13 protein-coding genes are annotated in these 18716 nt (G+C 38.8%); 12 read left to right on the top strand and 1 reads right to left on the bottom strand.

What is annotated here, in order from left to right; genetic code table 11:
* Positions 1-748: 748 nt before the first annotated feature.
* Complete coding sequence (locus NQ163_RS12645) at positions 749-2791, bottom strand: hypothetical protein (protein ID WP_268190675.1); 2043 nt, start codon at positions 2789-2791, stop codon at positions 749-751.
* 348 nt (positions 2792-3139) lie between these two features.
* Here NQ163_RS12645 and NQ163_RS12640 point away from each other — a divergent pair, with 348 nt between their 5' ends.
* From NQ163_RS12640 to tnpA, 12 genes are all read left to right on the top strand, one after another.
* Positions 3140-3847 carry a YebC/PmpR family DNA-binding transcriptional regulator gene (locus NQ163_RS12640; RefSeq protein ID WP_110359859.1) on the top strand — a complete coding sequence of 236 codons (708 nt, stop codon included), beginning with the start codon at positions 3140-3142 and terminating at the stop codon, positions 3845-3847.
* Between the two features lie 240 nt (positions 3848-4087).
* A complete protein-coding gene (locus NQ163_RS12635) occupies positions 4088-4861 on the top strand; it encodes an enoyl-CoA hydratase/isomerase family protein (RefSeq protein ID WP_268190674.1) in 774 nt (257 codons plus the stop codon).
* A gap of 133 nt (positions 4862-4994) precedes the next feature.
* Positions 4995-6323 (top strand): 3-hydroxyacyl-CoA dehydrogenase family protein, encoded by a 1329-nt coding sequence (locus NQ163_RS12630; protein ID WP_268190673.1) that lies wholly within the window; start codon positions 4995-4997, stop codon positions 6321-6323.
* A gap of 21 nt (positions 6324-6344) precedes the next feature.
* Positions 6345-7589: a thiolase C-terminal domain-containing protein gene (locus NQ163_RS12625; RefSeq protein ID WP_268190672.1), complete on the top strand. Its 1245-nt coding sequence runs from the start codon at positions 6345-6347 to the stop codon at positions 7587-7589.
* A 101-nt stretch (positions 7590-7690) separates the two neighbouring features.
* Positions 7691-8830, top strand: a complete 1140-nt coding sequence (locus tag NQ163_RS12620) for an acyl-CoA dehydrogenase (protein ID WP_268190671.1) — start codon at positions 7691-7693, stop codon at positions 8828-8830.
* A gap of 68 nt (positions 8831-8898) precedes the next feature.
* Positions 8899-9648, top strand: a complete 750-nt coding sequence (locus NQ163_RS12615) for an electron transfer flavoprotein subunit beta/FixA family protein (RefSeq protein ID WP_268190670.1) — start codon at positions 8899-8901, stop codon at positions 9646-9648.
* 97 nt (positions 9649-9745) lie between these two features.
* Positions 9746-10714, top strand: coding sequence for an electron transfer flavoprotein subunit alpha/FixB family protein (locus NQ163_RS12610; RefSeq protein WP_268190669.1), 969 nt, complete (start codon positions 9746-9748; stop codon positions 10712-10714).
* 136 nt (positions 10715-10850) lie between these two features.
* Positions 10851-12113, top strand: coding sequence for a 4Fe-4S dicluster domain-containing protein (locus NQ163_RS12605; protein ID WP_268190668.1), 1263 nt, complete (start codon positions 10851-10853; stop codon positions 12111-12113).
* Positions 12114-12179: 66 nt separating this feature from the next.
* A complete protein-coding gene (locus NQ163_RS12600) occupies positions 12180-12974 on the top strand; it encodes a (Fe-S)-binding protein (RefSeq protein ID WP_268190667.1) in 795 nt (264 codons plus the stop codon).
* A 12-nt stretch (positions 12975-12986) separates the two neighbouring features.
* Positions 12987-16337 carry a methylmalonyl-CoA mutase family protein gene (locus NQ163_RS12595; protein ID WP_268190666.1) on the top strand — a complete coding sequence of 1117 codons (3351 nt, stop codon included), beginning with the start codon at positions 12987-12989 and terminating at the stop codon, positions 16335-16337.
* Between the two features lie 52 nt (positions 16338-16389).
* Positions 16390-17997: a carboxyl transferase domain-containing protein gene (locus tag NQ163_RS12590; protein WP_326493328.1), complete on the top strand. Its 1608-nt coding sequence runs from the start codon at positions 16390-16392 to the stop codon at positions 17995-17997.
* A gap of 196 nt (positions 17998-18193) precedes the next feature.
* Positions 18194-18658, top strand: a complete 465-nt coding sequence (gene tnpA, locus NQ163_RS12585) for an IS200/IS605 family transposase (RefSeq protein ID WP_268190665.1) — start codon at positions 18194-18196, stop codon at positions 18656-18658.
* Positions 18659-18716 lie beyond the last annotated feature (58 nt).

Below are 18716 nucleotides of genomic sequence, written 5' to 3'. Positions count from 1 at the left end.
AAACATTCCATATTCGTCGCCATAAACCACCCAGACCAAACAATATCCACACTTGCGACGATAATAAACTGGATCAATAACCCAGGACGGCGGTCATTATCACTCCCTTGCCCTGGGCTGAATGATCTTTACCTTTCAGGCAAAAGTTAGTTTTGGTTTTCCAAATCACCTCAATTGTCTCCTGAAGGAGAGGAAGTGGTGCAAAGAGTAGGGGGATTTGTTATGACAAAATTTATTCAAACCACCGTTTATTTAATGCAGTAGTTGTGACATCCAAAAATTTGTTGGGAACCCATAGATGAAAAAGTCGTTAAGAACAGAATTCCATGAGCGAGGTACGAGTGAATATTATTCTGTTTAGACTTTAAGTCGTTATGGGTAATGAAATTTTTGGCGTCTAGATCTTTTGGTTCTTTTATAGCAATGATAAAAGAACAGCCCGTCTGGCTTGAAGACAAAACAAACATTCCATATTCGTCGCCATAAACCACCCAGACCAAACAATATTCACAATAGCGACGATAATAAATTGGATCATTAACCCAGGGCGACGGTAATTATCACTCCCTTCCCCTGGGCTGAATGATCTTTACCTTTCAGGCAATTTCAATATGTCTTTTTTACATTAGGTGTTCTTTTCTCCTCAAGGAGAAAGATAGAATGAGGTGTTAATAAAGAAAAAAGGCCATCCCTTCCGAGATGACCTTCAATTCTATAATGTCAATGGCCAAAAGCCATCACGAATATCTTACTTTAACTCTTTTAAAGCCTCTTTAGCCGCATTCAATAGAGGTTCAGCCGATAAATCATTACCAGTAGCCTCAACCATCCATTGGTTAGGTGTCAAACGACCTTGCTTAAAGATACGATCTACTTCGTTCGGGAAAGTTTTACCTTTTAGGTGTTGCTCCAATTGGAACTCAATTACATTACCAAATGCGTAGTTCGATAGGTACAACGGACTGTTCAACATGTGCGAGTATACCGCCAAAATTGGTTGATCCTTCACACCATAAACAGGAGCATAGAACTCATTCCAAACCGCTTTCGCGATATCCATGGTAGCATCGCGCAATTCAGCAGCAGTAGCATTAGGATTTTCATACAACCATCTCCACATGCGAATGTCAACCAAGGAAACACCCATAATTTCGTAAGCACTCCAGAAAAGATCCAGTTTCTTTAAAGCTTCTTTTTGTGGCGAATCATCTTTAACGTCCAATAGCAACATGTCGCGCTTCTGGAAGATAAATGCCAAAGCCTCGGTAAATGCAGTGTTAGGAACACCGTTCATTACAAAGTTGTCCACATCATATAGCGAGATGGTTTGCTCAACATTGTGTCCAAACTCGTGGATCGCGATGTTGTAACCCTTGTAATCCATACCTTTTGCACCAATTCTGGTACGCAAGTGAGCTTTTTGTCCTTTTGCAGCGCCACCCCAGGCGTGACCTGAACCTCTTGCAGGATCAACCGCAATTCTGTCTGCCAACCACTGAGCTCTTTCCTTGTCGTAACCCAACTTTACCAATAGGTTCGCCAAGTCAGCTTCCAAAGCAGCAGCATCAGGATACAAACCTCTGGTTTGCGCATCTAGTTTCGACTCATCCATTCCACTACGAGCCTTGAAACCATCGTACCAAATATCGAATGGCTGTAACTTACGACCCAATCTTTTCTGAATCAGTTTACCAACTTTTTTGGTCTCTTCAGAGCTTAAGAATGCCGAGAAAATCTTTTCAGTTGCTTCCGCAGAGATCTCTTTTGCGCCGTCGTACTGTCTTTTGATAAATGTATTCTGATCTGGATAGTAAGGATCAATTGCTTTGTTTGCGTGGAAGTTATTCAGGATTTGCTGATATCTCTCGTTTGGTTCCGGAGTAGCATCAACAGTTTTACCAGCCTTGTAAACCACGTTAGTGTATGGATCCCATTCAAAATCACCCGAGTTAATTACCTTTTCAGGGATTTCCTGAGAGATGATTCTCTTCATTACCTGGTAAATCATCTTTTGCTTGTCTAAACCATCTTTTTTGTTGGCATAGTTCGCTTTGATTTCATCACGTAGGTTCCAGTGAGAAAGCAATACCTTATCTTCCGGGAAGAAACGGTTTCCTTTCTTATCGGTAAGGTGACCTACATAAATGTTATAGTCTGCAATGTACACATCAGAACCTGCAGCAGCCGTTCCGGCAGCTTGCAACAATTCCGAAGGAACTCTTGCTGTAAAGTAGTCACCCAAACGAGCGTATGCCCATTCCTCACGAGTCCAGTTTTTCGCATTGGCTTCTTTCTCAGCAAGGCTAAACGATGGGAAGTTCAATGCAATGGTAAAAGCAATTTTGTTGTTGTAGAAATCGTTCATCCAGTGTGAACCAACGCTGTAAGCACCAAAAGCATTGTCGATAGGGTGCTGCTCAAAGGTATTCAAATGAACAGGCTCCAATAAATCAAGGGTAATCTTGTTAAAGTGTCCTGTGATGATCTCAAGATTTCTAGAGATTTTCTGGAACACCATTTCCTTTTCAGCCTTGTCGGCGATATAGCTTTTCTTACAGAAGTTTTTAAAATCTGCTTCTGTTCCGTCGCTCAAGCGCCAAAGACTAGCAGCGTGTTTAACGCCTTTTTCAAGTAAAGCTTTATCCAAACAATTGGTGCTTAATTCCTCAATGGTCGATTTAATTGTTTCGGCAGTAATGTTAGAGGTTTCTGCCTTCTTTTCTGCAATAACTTGATTAGTAGTTGATACTAAAGTTAAAAATGCAGCACAAAGAATAAAAATTTTCTTCATCTGATTAGGTTTGTTATCGAATTATTGAATTAACAGGGCTAAGATAAGAAATCGCTTACCCGCAAACAATGAGCAATCTCAGTTTACATGAACAATTCAAGCTGAGAATCTTAATTGACTGTGCATCAATTTTCACCTAATGGCAAAAATTAAATAAGCTATTACGCCTTTAGCCGTTGGCTTTTACTAACAGTCTTAATATTTTATCAAGACTAAAAGCTTGAAGCTAATGGCCAAAAGCAAATAGCCAAAAGCTTTTATAATTGGATTAACCAATAAAAATTCCAGATTCGTTTCACAGATTGAATTACATGTGTTATTTTTGCGGAAAAATTTTATACATAAATTATGGGAAGAGCATTCGAATTTAGAAAAGCGCGTAAAATGAAGCGTTGGGATAAGATGGCCAAAGCCTTTACCCGAATTGGGAAGGATATTGTTATTGCAGTAAAAGAAGGTGGCCCTGATCCGTCAACTAATGCTCGTTTGCGTGCGGTTATTCAAAATGCTAAGGCAGCCAACATGCCTAAGGATAATGTTGAGCGTGCCATTAAGAAAGCTTCTTCAAAGGAGCAGAAGGATTTCAAAGAGATTGTTTACGAAGGATACGCACCACACGGAATCGCTATTCTTGTTGAAACAGCAACCGATAATCATACCAGAACAGTAGCAGATGTTCGTTCATACTTTAACAAATGCAAAGGTAGTTTAGGTACTGCAGGTAGCGTTGAATTTATGTTTGAGCGCAAATGTCACTTCAAAATTGAAAATAAAGAATACGATATTGAAGAATTAGAATTCGAATTGATCGATCTTGGAGTTGAAGAAGTATTTGCAGAAGAAGATGGTGTTATGCTTTATGGAGAGTTTACTGATTTTGGTAAAATTCAAGCTTACCTTGAAGAGAATGACATGACTGTGATCTCATCTGGTTTCGAAAGAATTCCAATGGATACCAAAGAGTTGCCTGAAGATCAGGTGGCTGATGTTGAAAAGTTATTGGAAAAATTAGAAGATAACGATGATGTACAAAACGTATATCACAACATGGCATAATTAGAAAAAGATTTTAATTCTTATTATAGTTAACCCGGTTCAAATTTGAATCGGGTTTTTTATTTTAAAAACTCATTAAAAGAATAAGAGGTCTTTTTTTGATTTTTTTAGTATCTCTAAATCCCTGTAAATCTAGGAGGTGTAGGCTAATGGGTTGAATGCATGGCAAATTAGCTTTTGAGAGTTAAGAGTTTTTATTATATTTAAATATGTAGATGAAAAAAAGTCTTACTCACACCTATGAAGTACAATTATTTAAAATTTGAAAAAAGAGATAGAATAGGGATTCTAACTCTTGATCGTCCTAAAGCCCTAAATGCCTTAAATGAAGAGGTTTTTAAGGATTTGACTTGCTTTTTGGAAAGCGAGAATGTGAATGACATTCGAGTATTAATCATTACCGGAGAAGGCAAAGCCTTTATTGCTGGAGCGGATATCAAAGCCATGCAGGAATACTCTCCTCAAAATGCCTACGATTTTTCTGAAACAGGCAAACGAGTATTCGATTTAATTGCGAATTTGGAAATTCCTGTAATTGCAGCCATTAATGGATTTGCCCTTGGAGGAGGGTTGGAATTGGCACTAGCTTGCGATATTAGAGTTGCCAGTGAAAAGGCCCGCTTGGGTTTGCCTGAGGTTAACCTGGGATTGATTCCTGGTTTTAACGGAACACAACGATTGCCACGATTGGTAGGAGCTGGTAATGCCATGTATTTAATGATGCTCGGAGAAGGAATAACTGCACAGGAAGCTTATAACCTGGGAGTTGTTCAGAAACTATCTGAACCAGATCTGGTTCTGGAAGATACCATAAAACTTGCTGAAAAGATTGCGGGTAAAAGTCCAAATGCATTGCGCCTTGTAAAAGAGATGGTTCGCGAAGGACTAGAGCTGAATAGCAAAGAAGCAGGCAAGATGGAATCGAAAGAGTTCGGTAGGTTGTTCAAGGATGATCAGAAAGAACGCGAAGAGGGTGTTAATGCCTTCTTAGAGAAGCGTCAGCCTAATTGGTAACATTCAATTTTAGTGGGGAAGCTTATCGCCGTAAAGGGGATTTGTAGGTAGTGATGATGGGTTTTTTAAGTTGACTCAATTGGGTGAATTGCACCATGAACTGATTAAGAAAATTAAATAAAACAATAAACGTATGGATTTAGTCCCTAAAATGAAAAATGTGAGTGTATTGGGAGCTGCTGGGAAAATGGGTAGCGGAATTCTGGTATTACTTTCATTCGAAATGGCCAAACTGAAAATTGGCAAAAAATCAAACGAACAATTTGTGTTGAATGCGATTGATGTATCGCAGCCTGCTTTGGTAAACTTATTAGGCTATGTTAGATCTCAGTTGCTGAAACATGCAGAAAAGAATATTGTAGAGCTACGTGACTGGTATGCCGACAAGGAAAACCTTGTTGACAATGAAGATGTAATCAATCAATTCGTTGAAGATGTGATGGCAATGATTCAAACATCAACCAGAATTGAAACCACTTACGAATCGGAGTTGATTTTTGAGGCAATTAAGGAAGACAAAGACCTTAAGGTTAAATTGTTCTCTCAAATCAAACAAAACAATCCAAATGCCTGGTTCCTTACCAATACATCTTCGATTCCTATTGGAGAAATTGAAAAGGAAGCTGGCTTGAATGGAAATATCGTTGGATACCATTTCTATAATCCTCCTGTAATTCAGAAATTATTGGAAATTATCAAGTGTGATAATACAGGAGATGAATTGAATGAATTCTCAATTGCATTGGCAAAATCGATGCGTAAAATTATCGTTCCATCGAAAGACGTTGCTGGTTTTATTGGTAATGGTCACTTCATGCGCGATGCTTTGTATGCTTTAAATCAAGCTCAAAAATTGGCGGAAACTGAAGGATGGGCAAAAGCTTTCTTCATGATTGATACCATTAGTAGAGATTTATTGGTTCGACCAATGGGTATTTTCCAGTTAATAGATTATGTGGGAGTGGATGTTACCAAATTTATTTTGGCCAGCATGCAGCCTTCTTTCCCAAATGAAACCCTATCGCATGATGTATTGAATGAATTGTTTGATAGAGAAGTGAAAGGTGGACAGTATGCCGACGGATCGCAGAAGGATGGTGTTTTTAAATACCAGAAAGGCAGAATCACACATGTATATGATTTTGGTGCTGGTAAATATGTTTCTAAAGAAGATATTGAAATGGATTGTGCAGCAAAAATGGGTGAGTTGCCAACATTGAAAATCTACTGGAAAACAGTTGTGAGAGATAAGAATAAGTTTGAGTATTTGGAGAAATTCTTCAAAGAACTGCATCAGATTGATAGTGTAGGGGCAAACCTTGCAGTAGCATACGGACAGAACTCTAAGGCAATTGGTCAAATGCTGGTTGATACAGAGGTTGCAGCCTCAGCTGATGATGTAAATACAGTATTGGAAACAGGATTTTTCCATGCTTACGGGCCAATTAACGATTATTTCTAAAAAGCACTAACAAACACAACAATGAAAGCTTTACGCAAAAAAGTATATATGGTAGCTGGTTACAATACAGTGTCAATGGGAACCGGCCGAAAAGAGTTTCACCCGAAGAAGCCACGTCCTGATCTTGAGCATTACATCAAGGAAGCTGGGCAGGCTACATTGAAAATGATTGGTGGTGCTGAAAATGTAGATGAAGGAGTAATTGGAAACTTTATGGCATCTCGATTTAACAAGCAGGCCAATTTACCAGCATTTTTACCAATGATTGATGAAGGTTTGAAGCACAAACCAGCCATTAGTGTTGAAGGAGCTTGTGCTTCAGGTGGCTTGGCCTTGGCAAGTGGAATCAAATCGATTTTGGCTGAAACAGCGGATGTTGTTTTGGCTCTTGGTTTCGAGGTTCAGAATACCATGAAGGCCATGTATGGTGCCGATGTGTTGGCAGGTGCTGGCTGGATGAAAACCAGGAAAGATGGTCATGCTTATTTCTTCCCGGGCGTATTTAGTAACAGAGCAGGAGCTTATTACGAAAAGTTTGGTAAGGAAAAGACCAGGGAAGCTATGGCAAAGTGGTATTGCAATGCCATCGAAAATGCTCGTTTATGCGAAACGGCTCAGGAATTCCATAATAAAAGCAAGGATCTTGAGGGAACGGCAAAAATGCCATTGAATCCTAAGAAGTTTGTTGATCATCTGAACTATTCCGATTGTTCAAAAGTTTCTGACGGAGCATCTGCTATTGCGATTGTATCCGAAGAAGGTTTGAAGAATGTTGGAATTGATCCAAAAGATGCCGTTGAAGTTGTAGGTATTGGTCAGGCTGCTTCTGATATTACTAAGGAACCAGAAAACATGACTTGTTTGACTACCATGAAAGCAGCAGCTGCCAAAGCGATGGAAATGGCTGGTATTACAGTGGATCAGATTGGTACTGTTGAAGTACATGACTGTTTCTCGATTGCCGGTATCATGGGTGCTGAAGCCATTGGTTTTGCAGAGGAAGGCAAGGGTGTAGATTTTGTATTGGAAGGACATACTTCACGCTGTGGTAAGGTGCCATTTAATACAACAGGTGGTCTTATTGGTTGGGGACACCCAACAGGAGCTACCGGGGTGCATCAGGCAGTTACAATCTGGGAACAATTAACAGGTAAAGCTGGTGATGCTCAAATTGAAATGAAAGAAGACAGACCTTACGGTATGACCGTAAATATGGGGGGAGATGATAAATCTCTTGTGGCAATTGTTTACAAGAGAGGAGAGTAGGAATTAAAAAGAATAAAATGAAGTAGAAATAATACAGATCAGCTAATAGCCAAAAAGCTAAGGGCTATTGGCTGATTTAATCACACCTAAAAACAAACACTATGAATTTTGAATTCACCGAAGAACAATTGATGATTCGAGATGCAGCTCGTGATTTTGCTCAAAGAGAATTGTTACCTGGAGTAATTGAACGAGACGAAAAAGCGATATATCCAACTGATCAGGTAAAGAAGCTTGGAGAACTTGGTTTTCTGGGAATGCTTGTTGGTCTTGATTATGATGGAGGAGGAATGGATACCATTTCTTATGTATTGGCCATGGAAGAAATTTCTAAAATCGATTCATCGGTTTCTGTAATCATGTCGGTAAACAATTCATTGGTTTGTTGGGGGGTTGAAAAGTATGGAACCGAAGAGCAGAAGCAGAAATATTTAAAGCAAATGGCTCGAGGCGAAAAGATTGGTGCTTTCCTTTTATCAGAACCTGAAGCCGGGTCCGATGCTACATCTCAGCGAACAACAGCTGTTGATATGGGAGATCATTATCTGCTAAACGGAACCAAAAATTGGATTACAAGTGGAAAAACAGCTTCTACATATATTGTAATTGCTCAAACTAAACCAGAATTAAAACACAGGGGAATAAATGCATTAATTGTGGAGGCAGATTCGGAAGGAATATCGGTTGGACCACATGAAAATAAAATGGGAATGCGTGCATCCGACACTCATTCAGTAATGTTTAACAATGTAAAAGTGCCAAAGGAGAATTTACTGGGAGAAGAAGGATTTGGATTCAAATTCGCAATGAAATCACTTGAAGGAGGAAGAATAGGTATTGCATCTCAGGCATTGGGAATTGCTTCGGGAGCCTATGAGTTGGCACTGAAATATGCTCAGGAAAGAAAAACATTCGGAAAAGAAATTATAAACCACCAGGCAATTGCCTTCAAACTAGCGGATATGGCTACGGAAATTGAGGCTGCTCGCTTTTTCTGCTTAAAAGCGGCTTGGCTGAAAGATCAGGGTAAACCATATGGACATGCAAGTGCTATGGCTAAACTATATGCGGCAGAAACAGCTATGAAAGTTACTACCGAAGCAGTTCAGATTCATGGCGGATATGGCTATGTGAAAGAATATCATGTTGAAAGATTGATGAGAGATGCCAAGCTAACGCAGATCTATGAAGGGACTTCAGAAATTCAAAAGATTGTAATTTCAAGAGGTTTGGTGGATTAAAAATTTGAAAAAATAAAAGAGAAAGGAATCTTCTATTTCTCTTATATCATATATAAAAAAGATCGCTTATGAAAATATTAGTATGTATAAGTAATGTTCCAGATACAACCACCAAAGTTAAATTTAAAGAGGGAGACAGCCTGTTTGATGACTCTGGTGTGCAGTGGATCATTAATCCCTGGGATGAGTTGGCATTGACTCGTGCCATGGAATTAAAGGAAGATGCTGGTAATTCAGTGAATGAAATATGTGTAATTCATGTTGGTGGTGCAAGTGCTGATGCTACTCTTAGAAAGGCTCTTGCCATTGGTGCCGACAAAGCAGTAAGAATTGATGCATGTCCTGCAGATGCTTATCATGTAGCGGGGCAAATTGCAGAATATTTAAAGGAGAACCCATTTGATATCATTTTTAGTGGTATTGAATCGAGCGATTACAATGGATCCTCTGTTGGAGCTATGATTGCTGAGTTTATGGATTATCCGGGAATCTCATCTGTTACATCAGTTAACCTGGATGATGATGATATTCAGGTGAATCGTGCAATTCCAGGTGGAAAGCAGGTACTAAAAACTGAAACTCCATTTGTAGCGGTTGTTCAAAAGGGAATCGCAATGGAACCTAGAATTCCATCTATGCGTGGAATCATGATGGCACGTAAGAAACCTCTGGAAGTTAAACCAGCTGCCGAACTGGAAGTGTTAACTGAGTCGATAAAGTTTGAATTGCCACAGGAAAAAGGTGCATGTAAAATGATTGATTCAGAATCGGCAGAACAACTGGTTGATCTGTTAAAGAATGAAGCAAAAGTGCTTTAATAAAAAAAGAAGTAGGTGTGAGAATGACTGCATTGATTTTAAACAAATGTCTCTTTCTCAAATCTAAAACTAAGTAATAACATTTAAAACTTAGCCTATGTCTGTAATTGCATTTGCCAAGAATTGGAATGGGAAATTTAAGAATTCCTCCTTTGAATTGGTTTCATATACAAAAGCTTTAGCGAATCAGCTAAATACAAATATGGTAGTGCTTTCTATTGGAGAGCTTGCCGAAGAAGAATTAAAATTATTAGGGAACTATGGTGCAGATAAAGTTCTCACTGTTAGTGATCCGAAATTGAATACTTTAACGAGTAGAGCTTACGCAGATATTGTTGCAAAAGCAGCAGAGTCTGTGGGAGCTGAGGCAATTGTTTTGTCTGATAACAACAGTGGAAAAGCAATAGCTCCCAGGGTATCGGTTAAATTAAAAGCAGGACTTGTAGCTGCTGTTCAAGAGTTGCCTGTTTCTCTTGATCCATTTGTAGTGAAGAAAAGAGTTTTCTCAGGAAAAGCATTTGGACATGTTCAAATCAAATCTGATAAAAAGATACTTACCATTGCGAAAAACTGTTTTGGCTTGGTAGAAAATCCTTGTGATATCACTATTGAAGAGTTTGCTGTAGATATTGATACAAACTTGTTTAAAGTAAAGATTGTAGAAGAAGAAGAGCAAAAGGATAAAGTAATTTTATCTGATGCAGATGTAGTAGTTTCTGCAGGAAGAGGAATGCGTAGTCCTGAAAATTGGGCACCAGTGGAAGAGTTGGCAGAGGTACTAGGAGCTGCAACTGCTTGTTCTCGTCCGGTTTCTGATGAAGGATGGCGCGGACATGAAGAGCATGTTGGTCAAACAGGAAAAGTGATTGCTCCAAACTTGTATATCGCTGCAGGTATATCTGGTGCAATTCAGCATGTTGCTGGTATTAGCAGAAGCAAGTGCATTGTTGCGATTAATACAGATCCTGAGGCACCAATATTCAGTGTGGCCGATTATGGTATTGTTGGAGATGTGATGGATGTATTACCAAGATTAACGGAGGCTTTTAGGAATTCTAAATCATGAAAGTAGTATCAGGTAGCAAGCTTTAAGTATCAACAAAGCTTGTGACTTGAAGCTTGTAGCTCGATTCTTCTTAAACTGTAGAGGAATTGTAATACAAAGTGAAAAAATATAACAGAATACCATAAATCTTAAAAACATGACAAAACAGATCCTCTTCATTATTTCATTGGCAATAAGCTTGGGTGTTTTTGCCTGGTCGGTGAAACGATTATGGGCTTTCTTTAAACTGACTAAGTCATCGTATCCGATCAAAAACATTGGAGCCAGAATTTCTCATACCATGGATGTGGCTTTTGGGCAGACCAAAATCTTCAGAAAGCCTGTAATTGGTTTAATGCATGCCCTGGTGTTTTGGGGATTTCTGGTAATTACTCTGGGAAGTATTGAGATTGTGATTGATGGAGTGTTTGGATTGGAGCGATCATTTGCTTTTACCGGCTGGTTTTATGATTTTGTAATGGCCTCGGGTGATGTGTTTGCATTGCTAATTATTGTCTTTATAAAGGCTTTTAGTTTAAGAAGAAGCATTCTTCGGATTAAGCGATTTACAGGGGTTGAGATGTCGTCCAAATCTTATTGGGATGCTCAAATTGCCTTGTCTTTTATCGGTTTGCTAATGCTTTCCTTATTGGCTTTTAATGTTGGATACATTAGTAATCATCCCATTGGATATGAAGGAGTATATCCCGTATCAGCAGCAATTGTAAACTTGGTTAATTTGGATTTAGGATGGTTGCAGGAACCTGGTTGGTGGATACACATTTTACTGATTTTTGTATTTGCAAACTATCTTCCATACTCCAAGCATTTTCATGTATTTCTGTCAGTCCCTAATGTATTTCTCGCCAATCTGGAGCCACTTACCAAATATCCAAATCTGGAAAGCATTACAAAAGAAGTTAAGTTGATGTTAGATCCCGAAGCGGCTTATGATGAAAGTGAAGAAGTAGCAAGGTTTGGTGTAAAGGATGTAGAGGATGTAAGCTGGAAAAACTATATGGATTCTCTGGCTTGTACACAATGTGGCCGTTGTACGGATGTTTGTCCTGCCAATATCACAGGAAAACTATTATCTCCTCGAAAGATATTTGTGGATTTGCGAAAGCGAATGGATGAAAAAGGACCGATTGCCATTAAAGGAGAAGATGACGGCAAGTCCTTGTTGAGAGATTACATTACCGAAGAGGAACTTTGGGCTTGTACAACTTGTAATGCATGTGCCCAGGAATGTCCAATTGATATCAGTCATCCAAATTTAATTATGGATATGAGAAGGTACCTGGTGATGGAAGAAGCAGCAGCACCTGCAGAATTGAATACCATGTTTACCAATATCGAAAACAATGGTGCACCATGGCAATTTTCACCTGAAGATCGCCTGAAATGGACAGAAGGTTAGAAAATATTCAATGATATTACTGTAGAGAAGCAAGGCCTTGCGTCTCTAACAAAAAAAATATATTAAATGACAGATAAAAAACTACATGTACCGGTAATGGCCGACTTGGCGGCAAAAGGCGAAAAACCGGAATACCTATACTGGGTTGGATGTGCAGGAGCTTTTGATGATAGATATCAAAAGGTGGCACGTGCATTTGCCAAAATCTTAAATCATCTTGAGCTTAGCTATGCTGTTCTTGGGAAAGAAGAAAGTTGTACGGGCGATGCTGCTAAACGGGCTGGCAATGAGATGCTTTTCCAAATGCAAGCCATGCAAAATATTGAGGTTTTGAATGCTTATGAGGTGGATAAAATCATTTGTACTTGTCCTCACTGTTACAACACACTCAAGAATGAGTATCCGGAATTGGGTGGAAATTACAATGTGATCAACTATACCGAGTTCTTGGATGAAATGATTCAGGATGGTAAGTTGAAGCTTGAAAATAATCCATTCAAAGGAGAATCGATTACCTATCACGACCCTTGTTATTTGGGAAGAGGAAATAAGATTTATGACGCACCTAGAAATGTGGTAAAGGCTGTGTTTGGTGATGTGAAAGAATTGAAGAGATCCAGAAGTTTCGGATTGTGTTGTGGTGCTGGTGGAGCACAGATGTTTAAGGAGGCTGAAAAGGGAAATAAGGAGGTAAACATTGAACGAACAGAGGAAATTATAGAAAGAAAAGTGGATAAGGTGGCTTCGGCCTGTCCGTTCTGCATGACCATGTTGACTGATGGTATCAAATTAAAAAATAAGGAATCTGAGCTTCAGAATTTAGATGTTGCTGAAATTATAGAGAAAGCACTTGAATTGTAGAAATTAAGTATCATGAACACACCTGCCACATACAAACTGAAAAATGCTGTAAGAATAGTAACTGCTACATCATTATTTGATGGTCATGATGCCTCAATAAACATCATGCGCAGAATTATTCAGGCTTCTGGTGCTGAGGTCATTCACCTTGGGCACAATCGCTCTGCCGAAGAGATTGTTGATTGTGCCATACAGGAAGATGCTCAGGCCATTGCAATCAGCTCTTATCAAGGAGGGCATATTGAGTTTTTCAAGTACATGTATGATTTATTGCAGGAGAAAAATGCAGGTCATATCCAGATTTTTGGAGGTGGTGGCGGTGTAATTTTGCCAGAAGAAATTAAGGAGTTGCAAGCCTATGGTATTGCAGGCCTATATTCTCCTGATGATGGCAGAAACCTTGGTTTACAAGGGATGATTAATGAAGTTTTGGAGCAGTCGGATTATGAATTGAGTAAGATTGAATTACCTAAAATAGAAGAGATTTCATTTGCTGATATTAATACTTTAGCAAGGCTAATAAGTTTGGCGGAACATGATGAAATTCAGGGATCTGATCTGTATTTGAAGTTAAAGAATCATGTTAAAGTTAATCATACTCCGGTAATTGGAATAACAGGGACAGGAGGAGCAGGAAAATCATCTCTAACAGATGAATTGATTCGTAGATTTCAGATCGATTATCCAAATTTGAAATTGGCCATTCTATCTGTCGATCCATCCCGAAAGAAAAGTGGAGGAGCATTATTAGGAGATAGAATCAGAATGAATGCCATTCATAACTCCAATGTCTATTTGAGGTCATTGGCAACAAGAAGGGCAAATTTAGCTTTGTCAAAGCATGTAGATGATGCCTTGATGATTATGAAAGCGGCTAATTTTGACTGTATCTTTTTGGAAAGTTCTGGTATCGGGCAATCGGACACCGAAATTGTGGATTACAGCGATGTGAAACTTTATGTGATGACTCCCGAATTTGGAGCAGCAACTCAATTGGAAAAAATTGATATGCTTGATTTTGCCGATTTGGTTGCCATCAATAAATTCGATAAACAAGGGGCTCAGGATGCATTAAGAGATGTAAAAAAGCAATATCAACGCAATCACATGCTTTTTGATCAGGATCCTGAAGAAATGCCTGTATTCGGAACGGTTGCTTCTCAATTTAATGATCATGGTGTAAATGATTTGTACCATGCTTTAATTAACTTCCTTGGTAAACAAGGAGTGAAGCAGTTTGAGATCAACGGAAAACCATTGTTAGAGGCAAGCAAGAAGATTGAGATCGTCCCTCCTTCAAGGGTTCGTTACTTATCTGATATTTCAGAAACAGTTCGAAAATACAATCGAAAAGTGGAAGATCAGGCTGAAATAGCGGATCAGTTGTATGCTTTAAGAAAGTCTTCTGATTTGGTAGATGATGAAATTGCCCAAAGGTCAATTGAGAAGGAGTTTACCAAACTTTCAACGGATTTCAAGCATAAGGATATTGTTGAGGGGTGGAAGGAAAAAGTAAAAAGATACAAGGAGGATATTTTCAAATATGAAGTGAGAGGAAAGGAAATTTGTGTGGATACACACACCGAAACCTTATCTCACAATAGAATACCAAAGATTGTTTTGCCTGACTATAAAAGCTGGGGAGATATTGTAAAATGGTCTTTGAAAGAGAATGTACCAGGAGAATTTCCATATGCAGCGGGTGTATTTCCGTTTAAAAGAGAGGGAGAAGATCCAACCAGAATGTTTGCAGGAGAAGGTGCTCCTGAACGTACCAATAAAAGATTCCATTATTTGGCAATGGGACAACCTGCGGTTCGATTGTCAACGGCATTTGATTCGGTAACCTTATATGGGGCTGATCCAGATGTTCGTCCCGATATATATGGAAAAGTTGGAAACTCAGGTGTTTCAATTGCTTCTTTGGATGATGCCAAAAAACTCTATTCCGGATTTGATCTGGTAGATCCCAAAACATCGGTATCCATGACAATTAATGGTCCGGCCCCAATGTTAGTCGGATATTTTATGAATGTTGCCATTGATCAGCAATGTGAGAAATACATTCATGAAAATGGGTTGGAAGATGAAATTGAGACCAAAATTCAGGAAATCTATAAGGAAAAGGAGAGGGTACAATACATCGGAGATTTACCAGAAGGAAATAATGGATTGGGATTGATGTTGCTTGGTGTAACAGGTGATCAGGTGCTTCCAAATGAAGTTTATGAAAAGATAAAATCCGAAACAATTTGTAGGGTTCGAGGTACAGTACAAGCAGATATGTTGAAGGAAGATCAGGCACAGAATACTTGCATATTCTCAATTGATTTTGCTTTGAAGATGATGGGAGATATTCAGGAATATTTTATCCAGAATCTGGTAAGGAATTTCTACTCGGTTTCTATATCAGGATATCACATTGCGGAAGCAGGAGCCAATCCGATTAGTCAGTTGGCATTTACATTGGCAAACGGTTTTACCTTGGTTGAATACTACATTTCGAGAGGAATGAATGTAGATGATTTCGCACCTAACTTGTCTTTCTTCTTCTCTAACGGAATGGATCCGGAGTATACCGTAATTGGTCGTGTAGCTCGAATCATCTGGGCCAAAGCCATGAAGTATTTGTACAAGGCAAACAAGCGTTCTCAAAAATTGAAATATCACATTCAAACTTCGGGAAGATCACTACATGCGCAGGAAATAGAGTTCAACGATATTCGTACGACTTTACAAGCGCTTACAGGAATTTACGACAATTGCAATTCACTTCATACCAATGCTTACGATGAGGCAATAACCACACCAACTGAAGAATCGGTTCGCAGGGCAATGGCCATTCAGTTGATTATTAATAACGAATTGGGATTGGCGAAGAATCAAAATCCATTGCAGGGAGCATTTATTATCGATGAGTTAACAGAACTGGTTGAAGAGGCAGTAATGATGGAATTTGATAGACTTACCGAGCGAGGTGGGGTTTTGGGTGCCATGGAAACCATGTATCAGCGTAGTAAAATTCAATCGGAATCCTTGCATTATGAGAGCTTGAAGCACAATGGAAAGCTACCAATTATTGGTGTGAATACCTTCTTAAGTTCTTTGGGTTCTCCAACGGTTCAACCGAAAGAAGTAATTCGCTCCGATGAATCAGAGAAAGAAAATCAGGTAAGGTACAAAGAAATGGTTCAGAAGAATCATAAGGAACAAGCAGATATAGCCTTGAGGAAGTTAAAAGAGACTGCTTTAAGGAATGAGAACATTTTTGCTGAGTTAATGGAGGTTTGTAAGTATTGTACATTGGGACAAATTACCAATGCCTTGTACGAAGTAGGCGGCCAATATAGACGTAATATGTAAATTATTGGTAGAGACGCAAGGCTTTGCGTCTCTACTATAAATCCATAATAAATTGAAAACAATAAAATCAAAAATAAACACCAAATCCGAAGACTTTATTAAGAATAAAGAGTCTTATAATCTCTTGATGACTGAGTATCGTGATCGCTTAAATTCTGTAATGAATGGAGTAGACGAAAAAGCTCGTGAAAGACATTTAAAAAGAGGAAAGTTGTTGGTGCGTGACCGAATAGAACTTCTTTTAGACAAGAATACTCCTTTCCTTGAATTGTCGGCAATGGCTGCTTGTGATCAGTATGAGAATCAGTTCCCATCAGCAGGAATTGTAACCGGGATTGGAGTGGTTCATGGACGTGAATGTGTGATTGTTGCCAATGATGCCACGGTAAAAGGAGGTACCTACATTAAGGAGACCATTAAAAAACACATTCGTGCACAGGAAGTAGCCATGGAAAATCACTTGCCATGTATTTATATGGTGGATTCCGGTGGTGTGTTTCTTCCGGAGCAGTCGAAAGTGTTTCCTGACAAATATGATTTTGGTCGATTTTTCTTCAATCAATCAAAGATGTCCGCTAAAGGGATTCCACAAATCTCCATTGTAATGGGATCGTGCACCGCCGGAGGGGCTTATGTTCCTGCCATGAGTGATGAAACCATTATTGTGAAAGGACAAGGAACGATTTTTATTGGAGGACCACCCTTGGTAAAAGCGGCTACTGGTGAAGAAGTAAGTGCAGAAGAATTGGGAGGTGCTGAGATTCATACCTCCATTTCAGGTGTTGCTGATCATTTGGCAGAAGATGATCGACATGCCATTCAGATTTGTAGAGATATATTCGAATCCATGCCTAAAGTGCAAAAATATCCTTTAGAGCGAGAAGATTTTAAGGAACCGCAATATCCAGTTGAAGATTTGTATGGATTGGCTCCATTGGATCTAAAAAAGCCTATTGACGCAAGAGAATTAATTGCCCGAATTGTTGATAATAGTTCTTTTCAGGAATTTAAGGAGCGATATGCATCCACTATTGTTACCGGATTTGCTAAAATCATGGGGTATCCTGTTGGGATTATCGCTAACAATGGAATTATTTTTTCAGAAACTTCTTTAAAAGCAGCTCACTTTATTGAATTGTGTAGCTTCCGTAAGATCCCTTTGGTATTTCTGCAGAATATCACAGGTTTTATGGTGGGTAAAGAATACGAACACAAAGGAATAGCACGCGACGGTGCCAAAATGGTTCATGCAGTTGCAAACGCCCAGGTTCCCAAGTTTACTGTGATAGTTGGAGGTTCGTTTGGTGCAGGGAATTATGCCATGGCTGGTCGTGCCTACGAACCTCGTTTGTTGTTCATGTGGCCTAATGCGAAAATATCCGTTATGGGTGGTGAACAGGCCGCGGGTGTATTGGTACAGGTGAAAGAACAACAACTGAAGAAGCAAGGCAAGGAGTTCGATGCGGAAGAAAGAATCAAACTGCGCGAAAAGATCTTGAAAAAGTATGAAGAGGAAGGATCTGCATATTTCAGTACATCTCGTCTGTGGGATGATGGAATTATTGATCCTACAGATACACGAAAAGTTCTGGCAATGGGAATTGCAGCTTCTTTAAACAAAGACTTTGGAGAACCTGATTTTGGAGTGTTTAGAATGTAGTTTTAAATTAAAGTATAGAAAATAGTGTGATGTCGTCCCTGTGGGACTAATGTAAACGTATAAAATGCTTACTACCATAATTTTGCCTGGCGGGCTTAATAATAGAGTGCCATAGGCACGCGATTATGGTAGAAGAAATTAAATTTAGGTATAAGCACCGTAGGTGTGACATTTTAATAATCAAAACAATGCAGACATGGCCAATACATATTCTCAAATAAACATACATGCAATATTTGCTGTGAAGGGAAGAGAGAATTTATTGAAGAAAAGCTTTCGGGAGGAGCTATTCAAGTATATGTCAGGAATTTTGAAAAGCAAAAATCAATTTTCATTGTGCGTTAATGGTCATAATGATCATGTTCATGTTTTTTTTGAACTAAGTACAAGTACTGCCATATCAGATATTATAAGAGATGTGAAAGCAAATTCTTCTAGATGGATTAATGAAAATAAGTTTGTTCCTGGAAAGTTCTCATGGCAGGAAGGGTATGGAGCATTTTCTTATTCCAGGTCACAAAGAAATAATGTTATTCAATATATAATGGATCAGGAAAAGCATCATCAAAAAAAATCATTCAAAGAAGAGTATTTGGGTTTGTTAGAGAAATTTGAAATAGCATTTCAGGATGAATATATGTTTGATTTTATAGAACGTTAAATAAAATCGTCCCTATGGGATTAATGTAAAGGTACAAAATGCTTACTACCATAATTTC

This window comes from Marinifilum sp. D737 (assembly GCF_026672275.1).
In the GTDB taxonomy this organism is placed as follows: Bacteria; Bacteroidota; Bacteroidia; order Bacteroidales; family Marinifilaceae; genus Marinifilum.
Note: the sequence above shows the minus strand (reverse complement) of the source record. Positions and strands in the feature narration are given on the sequence as shown.

Excerpts from the sequence above, each read along its gene's own strand:
- NQ163_RS12645 (WP_268190675.1), bottom strand. The coding sequence starts at position 2,791 with ATGAAGAAAATTTTTATTCTTTGTGCTGCATTTTTAACTTTAGTATCA.
- NQ163_RS12640 (WP_110359859.1), top strand. The coding sequence starts at position 3,140 with ATGGGAAGAGCATTCGAATTTAGAAAAGCGCGTAAAATGAAGCGTTGG.
- NQ163_RS12635 (WP_268190674.1), top strand. The coding sequence starts at position 4,088 with ATGAAGTACAATTATTTAAAATTTGAAAAAAGAGATAGAATAGGGATT.
- NQ163_RS12630 (WP_268190673.1), top strand. The coding sequence starts at position 4,995 with ATGGATTTAGTCCCTAAAATGAAAAATGTGAGTGTATTGGGAGCTGCT.
- NQ163_RS12625 (WP_268190672.1), top strand. The coding sequence starts at position 6,345 with ATGAAAGCTTTACGCAAAAAAGTATATATGGTAGCTGGTTACAATACA.
- NQ163_RS12620 (WP_268190671.1), top strand. The coding sequence starts at position 7,691 with ATGAATTTTGAATTCACCGAAGAACAATTGATGATTCGAGATGCAGCT.
- NQ163_RS12615 (WP_268190670.1), top strand. The coding sequence starts at position 8,899 with ATGAAAATATTAGTATGTATAAGTAATGTTCCAGATACAACCACCAAA.
- NQ163_RS12610 (WP_268190669.1), top strand. The coding sequence starts at position 9,746 with ATGTCTGTAATTGCATTTGCCAAGAATTGGAATGGGAAATTTAAGAAT.
- NQ163_RS12605 (WP_268190668.1), top strand. The coding sequence starts at position 10,851 with ATGACAAAACAGATCCTCTTCATTATTTCATTGGCAATAAGCTTGGGT.
- NQ163_RS12600 (WP_268190667.1), top strand. The coding sequence starts at position 12,180 with ATGACAGATAAAAAACTACATGTACCGGTAATGGCCGACTTGGCGGCA.
- NQ163_RS12595 (WP_268190666.1), top strand. The coding sequence starts at position 12,987 with ATGAACACACCTGCCACATACAAACTGAAAAATGCTGTAAGAATAGTA.
- tnpA (WP_268190665.1), top strand. The coding sequence starts at position 18,194 with ATGGCCAATACATATTCTCAAATAAACATACATGCAATATTTGCTGTG.